At 73.1% G+C, this 10,633-nt stretch carries 11 protein-coding genes; 6 read left to right on the top strand and 5 right to left on the bottom strand.

Going from position 1 to position 10,633, the window contains the following annotated elements:
• The first annotated feature begins 79 nt into the window (after positions 1-79).
• From SJ20_RS04845 to gndA, 3 genes are all read left to right on the top strand, one after another.
• Entirely contained in the window at positions 80-580 is a 501-nt protein-coding gene (locus tag SJ20_RS04845) for a hypothetical protein (RefSeq protein ID WP_041103632.1), read from the top strand.
• Between the two features lie 204 nt (positions 581-784).
• The gene (ppk2, locus tag SJ20_RS04840) at positions 785-1,699 is read left to right on the top strand and encodes a polyphosphate kinase 2 (protein ID WP_036340172.1); all 915 of its coding nucleotides are present in this window, start codon (positions 785-787) and stop codon (positions 1,697-1,699) included.
• Between the two features lie 81 nt (positions 1,700-1,780).
• A complete protein-coding gene (gene gndA, locus SJ20_RS04835; RefSeq protein WP_044659128.1) occupies positions 1,781-3,343 on the top strand; it encodes an NADP-dependent phosphogluconate dehydrogenase in 1,563 nt (520 codons plus the stop codon).
• Positions 3,344-3,362: 19 nt separating this feature from the next.
• Here gndA and epsC read toward each other — a convergent pair whose 3' ends face one another.
• The 3 genes from epsC to msrA form a co-directional block, all read right to left on the bottom strand.
• Positions 3,363-3,950 carry a serine O-acetyltransferase EpsC gene (gene epsC / locus SJ20_RS04830; protein WP_044659127.1) on the bottom strand — a complete coding sequence of 196 codons (588 nt, stop codon included), beginning with the start codon at positions 3,948-3,950 and terminating at the stop codon, positions 3,363-3,365.
• Between the two features lie 43 nt (positions 3,951-3,993).
• Positions 3,994-4,929 (bottom strand): cysteine synthase A, encoded by a 936-nt coding sequence (gene cysK / locus SJ20_RS04825; protein WP_044659126.1) that lies wholly within the window; start codon positions 4,927-4,929, stop codon positions 3,994-3,996.
• 85 nt (positions 4,930-5,014) lie between these two features.
• Positions 5,015-5,596 (bottom strand): peptide-methionine (S)-S-oxide reductase MsrA, encoded by a 582-nt coding sequence (gene msrA, locus SJ20_RS04820; protein WP_044659125.1) that lies wholly within the window; start codon positions 5,594-5,596, stop codon positions 5,015-5,017.
• 113 nt (positions 5,597-5,709) lie between these two features.
• On the opposite strand from msrA, the gene SJ20_RS04815 reads away from it, so the two are divergent.
• The 3 genes from SJ20_RS04815 to SJ20_RS04805 all read left to right on the top strand — a co-directional run bounded on the left by SJ20_RS04815 (position 5,710) and on the right by SJ20_RS04805 (position 8,442).
• Entirely contained in the window at positions 5,710-6,639 is a 930-nt protein-coding gene (locus SJ20_RS04815) for a Nif3-like dinuclear metal center hexameric protein (protein WP_044659124.1), read from the top strand.
• Positions 6,636-7,370, top strand: coding sequence for a zinc ribbon domain-containing protein (locus tag SJ20_RS04810; protein WP_044659123.1), 735 nt, complete (start codon positions 6,636-6,638; stop codon positions 7,368-7,370). The genes SJ20_RS04815 and SJ20_RS04810 overlap by 4 nt, the downstream gene beginning before the upstream one ends.
• A gap of 82 nt (positions 7,371-7,452) precedes the next feature.
• Complete coding sequence (locus tag SJ20_RS04805; RefSeq protein WP_044659122.1) at positions 7,453-8,442, top strand: reverse transcriptase-like protein; 990 nt, start codon at positions 7,453-7,455, stop codon at positions 8,440-8,442.
• 34 nt (positions 8,443-8,476) lie between these two features.
• On the opposite strand, the gene SJ20_RS04800 is transcribed toward SJ20_RS04805, so the two are convergent.
• Both SJ20_RS04800 and SJ20_RS04795 read right to left on the bottom strand, forming a co-directional pair.
• Positions 8,477-9,274, bottom strand: a complete 798-nt coding sequence (locus SJ20_RS04800) for a YaaA family protein (protein ID WP_044659121.1) — start codon at positions 9,272-9,274, stop codon at positions 8,477-8,479.
• 102 nt (positions 9,275-9,376) lie between these two features.
• Positions 9,377-10,542 (bottom strand): IS3 family transposase gene (locus tag SJ20_RS04795; protein ID WP_113914520.1). Its coding sequence is split into 2 segments (ribosomal slippage): positions 9,377-10,255 and positions 10,258-10,542, totalling 1,164 coding nucleotides; the frame shifts between segments, so codons are not numbered across the junction.
• Between the last annotated feature and the right edge of the window lie 91 nt (positions 10,543-10,633).

Genomic DNA, 10,633 nt, shown 5'->3' with positions numbered 1-10,633 from the left:
GACAACTCAACCCGGGATGCGGGGCAGGGGCCGGGCGGCGGCGCGTCGTCGGCGTCCGGGGCGCACTAGGGTGGAGCGCATGTCCGCGACCCCCCTCGGCTTCTGGAAGCTGCCCGCACGTCCCGACGGCGCCGCCCGTCACCTCGCCGTCATCACCGGGGGCGAGGCGCAGCAGACCATGCTCTTCCTCCAGGACGGGCAATGGTCCATCCTCGCCCTCTTCCAGGACGAGCTGGCCGGCAAGGCCGCCGCCCGCACCCTGGACGCGCTCCTGCAGTCCGTCACCTGTCTGCGCATGGGCGGCCGTGACGTCCTCGACGGTGCCGACACCCCGCGGCCCGGTGTCGAGTGGGCCGGCTACGACCGCGAGTTCGAGGAGGCCGACGTGGCCGAGCAGCGCGACGTCGAGCCGCGCGGCCGGATCTGGATCCTCCCCGCCACGGACGGCGCCTCCGTCGGCCTCAAGCTTCCCGGGCACCGCCGGTACGACGACGCCGTCGCCCAGTTCGCCGACGTCGACGCGGCGCGTGCCGCCGTCGCGGCGATCGACGAGCTCCTGGGCGTCGGCCCGCGCGGCTGAGCCGGCCGGCGTTCGTCGGCTCGGGGTCGTGACCGTTCGCCTCCCAGGGTTCACCTGCTGTTCACCCGGCTGCGCTGCCGGGCCCGGCTTCCTCGTCCGCCGCCCACCCATAATGGTGTGAAGAGCACAGGCCGCGGCCCGCCTCCGTCGTACCGAGGAGGGGACGGGCGGGCACGGTGACGCACCCAGTGAAGGAGACGGTCCATGGAGCTGCTGCAGCCCGACGCCCCCCGCGAGAACCTCCGCGAGTTCATCGACAAGCTGCGCGACGGCGGCTACACCGTCTCGGACGGCCACACCAACGATCCCGACCTGATCGATCCGCAGGGCCGTGCCGTAGAGACGTGGAAAGAGGACTACCCGTACGAGACGCGCATGACGCGCGAGGAGTACGAGCTGGAGAAGTACCGCCTGCAGATCGAACTGCTCAAGCTGCAGTACTGGGGCGAGGACACCGGCCAGCGCCACATCATCGTCTTCGAGGGCCGCGACGCCGCCGGCAAGGGCGGCACCATCAAGCGCTTCACCGAGCACATGAACCCCCGCACCGCCCGCGTCGTGGCCCTCAACAAGCCCTCGGACCGCGAGCTCGGCCAGTGGTACTTCCAGCGCTACATCCAGCACTTCCCCACGGCGGGCGAGATCGTGCTGTTCGACCGCTCGTGGTACAACCGCGCCGGCGTCGAGCGGGTCATGGGCTTCGCCACGGACGAGCAGTACCGCCGCTTCATGAACCAGGTGCCGCTGTTCGAGAAGATGCTCGTGGACGACGGCATCCACCTCACCAAGTTCTGGTTCTCCGTCACGCAGACCGAGCAGCGCACGCGCTTCGCGATCCGCCAGATCGACCCGGTCCGCCAGTGGAAGCTCTCGCCCATGGACCTCGAGTCCCTGGACCGCTGGGAGGCGTACACGGAGGCCAAGGAGGCCATGTTCCTCCACACGGACACGGACCACGCCCCGTGGATCTCCATCCGCTCCAACGACAAGAAGCGGGCCCGCCTCAACGCGATGCGCTACTTCCTGTCCCAGTTCGAGTACGAGGGCAAGGACCACGAGGTCGTCGGCACCCCGGACCCGCTGATCGTCCGCCGCGGCCGCGACGCCGTGGGGGACTGACCGCGGTCGACGTAGGCTGGGGGGCGGGTCCGTGTCCGGCACGGCCCGTCCCACCGTCCGAGCCACAGGAGGCCACCCGCGATGACCGAGCAGACCACCACCGTCCCCGTCGGCGCCGCCGACATCGGCGTCACGGGCCTGGCGGTGATGGGCGCGAACCTCGCCCGCAACTTCGCCCGCCACGGCTACACGGTGGCCCTGCACAACCGCAGCCGGGCCCGCACGGACCAGCTCGTGGCCGAGCACGGCGACGAGGGCGCGTTCGTCGCGACGGAGACGCTCGCCGAGCTCGTGCAGTCCCTCGCCGTGCCGCGCCGGGTGCTCATCATGGTCAAGGCGGGCGCCCCCGTGGACGCCGTCATCGACCAACTCGTCCCCCTGCTGGACGAGGGCGACATCGTCATCGACGCCGGCAACTCCCATTACGAGGACACCCGCCGCCGCGAGGCCGCCCTCGCCGAGAAGGGCCTGCACTTCGTGGGCGTCGGCGTCTCCGGCGGCGAGGAGGGCGCCCTGCACGGTCCGGCGATCATGCCCGGCGGTCCGGAGAAGTCCTACGAGGCCCTCGGCCCGATGCTCGAGAAGATCGCCGCGCAGTTCGAGGGGGAGCCGTGCTGCGCCTGGGTCGGCACGGACGGCGCCGGCCACTACGTGAAGATGGTCCACAACGGCATCGAGTACGCGGACATGCAGGTCATCGGCGAGGCCTACGACCTGCTGCGCCGCGTGGGCGGCCTCGAGCCCGCCGAGCAGGCCGAGGTGTTCACGGCGTGGAACCAGACCGACCTGGCCTCCTACCTCATCGAGATCACGGCCGAGGTGCTCGCCCAGGTGGACGCGGCCACGGGCCGCCCCCTCGTGGACGTGATCGTGGACGAGGCCGGGCAGAAGGGCACCGGCCGCTGGACCGCGATCTCGGGTCTCGACGTCGGCTCCCCGGTGGCCGCGATCGCCGAGTCCGTCTTCGCCCGCTCGCTGTCCTCCCAGCGCGCGGTGCGCGAGGCCGCCCGTGAGACCCTCGCGGCCGGCATCGACGAGGACGCGCAGCGCGCCCCGCAGGACACGGACGCGTTCGTGGAGGACGTGCGCCAGGCGCTGTTCGCCTCCAAGCTCGTGGCCTACGCGCAGGGCATGGACATGCTCGCCGCCGCCGCCGAGGAGTACGGCTGGTCGCTGGACCTGGGCACCATCGCCTCCCTGTGGCGGGACGGCTGCATCATCCGCGCCGACCTGCTCGACGTGATCATGCAGGCCTTCGGCGGCCGCGACACCTCCCGCCACCCGGCGCCGGGCACCCGCGCCCCCGGCCAGCCGCTCAACCTGCTCTTCGCTCCCGAGTTCGCCCAGGCGATCGCCGAGGCCCTGCCGGCCTGGCGCCGCGTGGTCGGCACCGCCGTCGCCGCGGGCGTGCCGGTCCCGGTGTTCTCCTCGGCCCTGGCGTACTACGACGGCCTGCGGGCCGACCGCCTCCCGGCCGCCCTCGTGCAGGGCCAGCGCGACTACTTCGGCGCCCACACCTACCTGCGCGTCGACCGCGAAGGCTCGTTCCACACGCTGTGGTCCGGCGACCGCACCGAGGTCGACGGCGAGGGCGTGCCCGTGGTCATGCCGCAGCCGACCGAGGGCGACCCCACGCAGGACTGACCCGGCGTGGACCCGGCCCTCAGATCCAGAGGGCCGGGTCCACGTACTCCGCGGGGTCCACGAGCGGCTTGCCCTCGGCCGGGCCCTTGCGCGGGCGGACGGTGGCCGGCACGCCGGTGGCGATCGCGTCGGCGGGGGTGTCCTTCACGACGACGGCGTTGGCGCCCACCGCCGTCCCCTCCCCGAGCTCGACGGGTCCGAGGATCTTGGCGCCGGCCCCCACCACGACGCCGTCGCGCAGCGTGGGGTGCCGCTTCACCTTGGCCAGGGAGCGGCCGCCGAGGGTGACCCCGTGGTACAGCATCACGTCGTCGCCGATCTCCGCGGTCTCGCCGATCACGACGCCCATGCCGTGGTCGATGAAGAACCGACGACCGATCGACGCGCCGGGGTGGATCTCGATGCCCGTGGCCGCGCGCGTGACCTGCGAGAGCACGCGGGCGGGCATCTTCAACCGGTCGTGCCGCCACATCCGGTGCGCGACGCGGTACGCCCACACGGCGTGCAGACCCGAGTAGACGAGGGCCACCTCGAGGTCACCGCGCGCCGCCGGGTCATGGCTGCGGACGGTCGCGATGTCTTCCTTGATGCGGGAGAACAGTCCCACGGGCGGCCCCTTCGGGTCGGTGCGGTCGGTGAGCGGGCGGCGGTCAGCCGCGGATGTCCTCGAAGAGGGCGGTGGAGATGTAGCGCTCGCCGAAGTCACACACGATGGCGACGATCAGCTTGCCCTCGGACTCGGGCTTGGCGGCCTCCTTGAGGGCGGCCGAGATGATCGCGCCGGTGGAGATGCCGCCGAGGATGCCCTCCTCGGTCCCGAGCCGACGGGCGGTCTCGATGGACTCCTCGAAGGTGGCCGGGTAGACCTCGTCGTAGAGGTCCGTGTCGAGGATCTCCGGCACGAAGTTCGCACCGATGCCCTGGATCTTGTGAGGGCCGGCCTGGCCGCCGGAGAGGATGGGGGAGTCGGCCGGCTCGACGGCGATGAGCTTCACGTCCGGCTTCTGCTCGCGCAGGTACCGGCCCGCGCCCGTGATGGTGCCGCCGGTGCCGACGCCGGCGATGAACACATCCACGGCGCCCTCGGACGCGTCCCAGATCTCCGGGCCGGTGCCCCTGTAGTGGGCCTGGATGTTGGCCTGGTTCGCGAACTGCTGGGCCCAGATGGAGTTCGGGGTGCTGCGGACGATCTCCTGGGCGCGCTCGAGGGCGCCGCGCATGCCGTCTGCACCGGGGGTCAGCACGATCTCGGCGCCGAACGCCTTGAGCATCACGCGGCGCTCGGTGGACATGGTCTCAGGCATGGTCAGGATCACGCGGTAGCCGCGCGCCGCGCCGACCATGGCCAGGGCGATGCCGGTGTTGCCCGAGGTGCCCTCCACGATGGTGCCGCCGGGGGTCAGCTCGCCGGCCGCCTCCGCGGCGTCCACGATGGCGGTGCCGATGCGGTCCTTCACCGAGTTGGCCGGGTTGTAGAACTCGACCTTCACGGCGACGTCGCCGGGCAGGTCCTTCGCGAGGCGGTTCAGCCGGACCAGGGGCGTGCCGCCGACCGCCTGGGTGATGTCGTCAAGGATGCGGGCCATGGTGATACCTCCGGTGGTGGTGCGCCTCGGGGCGCGGGCGATCGAGTGGGTGTTCCTGCGTCAGGCTATCGAGCCGCGGCGCCGCTCAGGCGTCCACGAGCCACGCGGAGTAGTTCCGGCGCACCTTCGCGAGCTTCGGATCGATGACCACACGGCAGTATCCGTTGGAACGGCGCCGCGCATAGAAGTCCTGGTGAATGTCCTCGGCCGGGTGCCACGCGGACGCCGGCTCGACGCGTGTGACGATGGGGCTGTCATAGTTCGCCTGCGCCCGGGCGATCTCGTCCGCGAAGAACCGGGCCTCGGCCTCGTCGTGGGCGAAGACGGCCGAGCGGTACTGGGTGCCGACGTCGGCCCCCTGGCGGTTCAACGACGTGGGGTCGTGGCCGGTGAAGAACAGGTCCATGATCACCTCGGGCGGCACGACGGCGGCGTCGAAGCGCACACGGACCGCTTCGGCATGGCCGGTGGTCCCGGTGCACACGGACTCGTAGCTCGGGGCGGGGTCGTCGCCTCCGGTGTAGCCGGACTCGACGGCGAGCACGCCCCGCACGCGACGGTAGACGGCGTCGAGGCACCAGAAGCAGCCGCCGGCGAGCGTCAGCTCGCGGACGTCGGCGGGCGCGCCGGAGGCGCCGAGGGGCTCGGTACGGGGGAAGTCGGTCATGGCAGGCACAGCAACGCGGCCCGCGCTTTTCATTCCCGACGACGCCGCCCCGTGCCGTCACCCAGGGCCGCCGGGTCGTGCGTGCCCGGGCCGGGTGGGCCATCATGGCCGGTATGACCGTGTCCCGTCCCGCCGTCCCCACCTCGCCGGAGCATGCCCTGGCCCCGCCGACGCTCGGGCAGGTCCTCGAGGTCGTCCAGGGGCTGTGGCCGCGGGAGCTGGCGGAGCCGTGGGACGCCGTCGGGCCGGTGGCCGGGCGCCCGGAGGCGCCGGTGCGGACCGTCCTGTGGGCGCTGGACCCCGTGCAGGCCGTGGCCGACGAGGCCGTCGCCCGTGGGGCCGACCTCGTGGTCACCCACCACCCGCTCCTGCTGCGCGGGACCTCGTCCGTCGCCGCCGTCGGACACGCCGCCGCCGCCAAGGGCCGCCTGCTGCACACCCTGATCGAGCACCGCATCGCCCTGCTCGCCGCGCACACCAACGCCGACGCCGTCGTGGACGGCGTCTCGGACGTGCTGGCCCGTGCCGTCGGCGTCACCGGAGCGCTCTCGCCCCTGACGGCCTCCGCCGCCGGCACCGGGGCCGAAGGCATCGGCCGGGTGGGCGACCTGCCCGAGGAGACCGACCTGGCCGCCTTCGCCCGGGCCGTGCACGCGGCGCTGCCCGCCACGGCCGGCGGCGTGCGCGTGGCGGGCGACCCCGCCCAGCGCATCCGCCGCGTCGCCGTGTGCGGCGGTGCCGGAGACAGCCTCTTCGACGCGGTCCGCGCGTCCGGCGCGGACGTCTACGTCACCGCCGATCTGCGCCACCACCCGGCCTCGGAGGCCCGGGAGACGGCCGCGCCGGGGGAGGGACGTCCCGCGCTCGTGGACGTCTCGCACTGGGCGAGCGAGTCCCTATGGCTCGAGCACGGCGCCCGCGCCCTGGAGGCCGCCCTGGCGGAGCGGGGACTGGGCGTCACCACCCTGTTCTCAGATCACCGCAGCGACCCCTGGGACTTCCTGGTCGGGGGAGAGCGGGCCGACGAGGGGAGTCACGCATGAGTGAGGTCACCGCACCGCCGGCCGTCCAGGCCCGGCTGCTGGAGCTCCAGGAGCTCGACACGGCCCTGGACCAGGCCCGCGCCGCCGTCCGTCGGCTCAAGGCAGACCCGGAGCACGCCCGGCTGCGCGCCCGCGCGCTGGAACTCGAGGAGGCGCTGCCCGGCCTGCAGGACGCCGCCCGCACCGCCGACCGGGCGGGAGCCGAGGCCACCGAGAAGGCCGCCGCCACCCGCGCCCGTCGGGACCGGACCCGGGAGCGGCTCGAAACGGGCCAGGGCGGGCCCAAGGAGCTGCAGGCCATGCAGCACGAGGACGACACGCTCACCGCACTGCTCGACGACCACGAGGCCGCGGCCCTCGAGGCCATGGAGGCCGCCGACGCCGCCGAGTCCCGGCTCGCGAAGGGCCACGCCGCCCTGGAGCGGGCGCGGGCCGAGGTCGAGGCCCGCGCGGCGGAGGTGCGCCGCGAGGGGCAGGCCGTGACCCAGCGTGGCCGGGACCTCACCCAGCGCCGGGCGGCGTTGGCCGCGGAGTTCCCCGCGTCGTTGCTGGCCCTGTACGAGCAGGCGCGGGAGCGCAACGGCGGCATCGGCGCGGCCCGGCTCGTCGGGAACCGGTCCGCGGCCGCGGGCACGGAGCTGTCGCCCGCGGAGGTCGCGCGCATCCGGGCCCTCCCGCCGGCCGCCGTCGCCCGCTGCCCCGAGTCCGGCGCCATCCTCATCCGGGACTGACCCCGGGCCCCGCCCCCGGCGCGATCAGTAGAGTGGGGGGGCCGCGTCGGACGGCGCGACCACGGACACGAGGAGGCGCACGGTGAGCGGACGAGTCCTGCAGGTGGAGGCCGACGGCGGGTCGCGGGGCAACCCCGGCGTCGCCGGCTACGGCGCCCTGGTGCGCGACCCGGCCACAGGCGAGATCCTCCGGACCGACGCCGCCCCGCTGGGGAAGGCGTCCAACAACGTGGCCGAGTACTCCGGGCTCGTGGCCGGGCTGCGGATGGCCCGGGACCTCGACCCGGAGGCCCGGGTGCACGTGCTGATGGACTCCAAGCTCGTGGTGGAGCAGATGTCCGGGCGGTGGAAGATCAAGCACGACGACATGCGGCGCCTCGCGGCCGAGGCCCGGTCCGTGCTGCCCCCCGAGCGCGTCAGCTACGAGTGGATCCCGCGCAACCGGAACAAGGACGCCGACCGCCTCTCCAACGAGGCCATGGACGCCGGCGCGCGGGGCGGGCAGTGGGACGCCGGCGCCTCAGAGGTGCCCGTTGCGGCTCCCGCGAAGGCGTCCACGACCTCCGCGTCGGCGGTGGCCGAGTCCGGCCTCGAGGCCGACGCGGACGTCCGGGCCGTGGAGGCGGACGGGCCCGAGGCCGTCGCGTCGCCGGGGGATGCGACCCCGGCGCCCGCGCCCACGGGTCGGCTGCACCACGTGGAGATCTGGGTCGCCGACCTCGCGGCAGCCGAGGCCAGCCTCGGCTGGCTGTTCGGCGAGCTCGGCTACGTGCCGGGCGAGGGGTGGGCCGAGGGCCGGACGTACCAGGGCGCGGGGGAATACCTCGTGCTCGAGGCCGGGCCCGACGTCGCCGCGGGCGCCCACGAGCGCACCCGCCCGGGCCTGAACCACCTGGCCTTCCGGGCCGGGTCGCGCTCCCGCGTGGACGAGCTCACCGCCGCCGCGCGCGGCCGGGGGTTCCGCCTGCTCTTCGAGGACCGCCACCCGCACGCCGGGGGAGCGGACCACTACGCCGCCTACCTCGAGACCGCGGACGGCTTCGAGGTGGAGCTGGTGGCCGTCGAGGACTGAGGCTGCGTCCGGGCAGGGCGCGCCTCGTCCGGGATCACCCCTCGGGCAGGATCACCCGCAGCGTGCCGGGCTTCGCGGCGGACGGCCGGGCCAGCTCGACCTCCCAGCCGGGGCCGTCCCCGGCCCGTGCGACCACGTCCGCCACGCGGTCCAGCGTCGAGGTCTCCCGCGCCCCCGCCTCCAGGAGCGCGCGGGCCACGAGGCCGCGGGTGTGCTTGGCGAAGTGCGAGACGACGGTCCGCTCGCCATCGCGCAGCTGGAACACGTCGACCGCGAGGGTCCGCTCCGCCGGTGCCCGCCACTGGGCCGCGTAGCCGCCGGAGCGGCAGTCGACGACGGGCCCGCCGTCCCGCGCGGCGAGCGCGTCGAGGGCGGGGGTCATCACGGGGCGCCAGTGCGCGGCCAGCCCGGGCAGCCCCGGCAGCCTCGCGCCGACGGGCAGCCGGAAGGCGGGGATCCGGTCCGCCAGCGCGGTGGCGCCGAACAGCGCGGAGAAGACCAGCACGGACGCGCGGGCGCGGCGCTTCGCCGCCGCGGACAGGGAGACGTGGTCGAGCGCATCGAAGAGCACGCCCGTGAACACCCGGTGACCGGGCGCGGCAGGGGCCGAGGCCAGGCGCGTGTTCGCCTCGACCTCGCCGGTGAGCGACGCCCCGACGCCGAGAGCCGCCAGGGCATCCGGGGCGGCCGAGACCGCGGCGAGCCGCGTGAGCAGGTCCGCGCGGGCGCCCGTCACCGCGGCGTCATCGGCCAACGCGAGGGCATCGAGGTCGAGCGGGGCCCCGGAGCGGGGCGCGGTCTTGCCCTCGGAGGGCGGCAGCAGGATCAGCACCGGGCCAGCCTAGCTGTAGGAGGGCATGACGTTGTTGACTCGGGTCGGTGCCAGTGAGGCCGGAGGAGGGGACTGCCGCACCGATAGGTGACAGGTGGGGTCTTATGCCGGGAGGGTCACGGCGGGCTTCATCATGGTCTCGTACTCGATGGGGGTCAACCGCCCGAGACGGGCTTGTCGACGGCGCCGGTGATAGGTGCGCTCGGTCCAGGTGACGATCGCGATCCGTAGCTCATCCCGGGTCGTCCAGGACCGCCTGTCGAGGACGTTCTTCTGCAGCAGGGCGAAGAAGCTCTCCATGGCGGCGTTGTCCCCGGCCGCACCCACTTTGCCCATCGAGCCGACCAAGCCGTGCCGGTTGAGGGCATGGACGAATTTCCGGGATCGAAATTGCGACCCGCGGTCCGAATGAACGATGCAACCGGCCACATCCCCGCGCCGAGCAACGGCGTTCTGCAGTGCCTGGACGGCCAGCCGGGCTTTCATTCGCGAGTCGATGGAGTAGCCGACGATCCGCCCGGAGAAGACGTCTTTGATCGCGCACATGTAGAGCTTGCCCTCGGCGGTCCTGTGCTCGGTGACGTCGGTCAACCACAGCTGGTTTGAACCGCCAGCAGTGAAGTCCCGCTCCACCAGGTCATCGTGCACCGGCGGACCCGGCTTCTTCCCGTTCTTGCCGCGCTTCTTCCCGAACACCGACCACCAGCCGTTGTCCCGGCAGATCCGCCACGCGCTGCGCTCACACATCACCTCGCCGGCTTCCTTGGCCTCATCGACCAGGAAGCGGTAGCCGAACTCCGGATCGTCCTGATGGGCGTCGAACAACGCGTTCGCCCGGTACGCCTCGGCCAGCTCGGCGTCGGTGACAGGGTCCGCCAGCCAGCGGTAGTAGGGCTGGCGGGAGAGCTTGAGCACCCGGCACGTCACCGCGACGGGGATCCCGACGGCGGCGAGCTCCTTCACGAGCGGGTAGAGCCTTTTCCCGGCAGGTTCGCCTGGGACAGGTAGGCCGCCGCCCGTCGTAGGACCTCGTTCTCCTGCTCGAGCAGGCGGATCCGCTTCTTCAGCTCACGGTTCTCGGCCGACTCGGCTTTGGTTGTCCCAGGCTTCGCGCCGTCCTCGACGTCGGCCTGGCGCATCCACTTCGACAGGGTCATCTCATGGATGCCAAAGTCCTTGGCGATCTGCGCGAGCGTCACACCCTCTTCGCGGCTGCGGGCCACGCGCACGACGTCGTCACGGAACTCTTGGGGATAGGGAGCAGGCACAGCAACATCCTTCCAGGCCGCCCTGCGGGCAAGCCAGATCAGGTGTCACCTATTCGTGCGGCAGTCCCGAGCGTCTCCGCAGGAGGTATGA

Origin of the sequence: Micrococcus sp. MS-ASIII-49 (genome assembly GCF_000946635.1) — a bacterium.
In the GTDB taxonomy this organism is placed as follows: domain Bacteria; phylum Actinomycetota; class Actinomycetes; order Actinomycetales; family Micrococcaceae; genus Micrococcus; species Micrococcus luteus.
The sequence above is the reverse complement of the archived record's forward strand: the minus strand, read 5'-3'. Positions and strand labels throughout refer to the sequence as shown.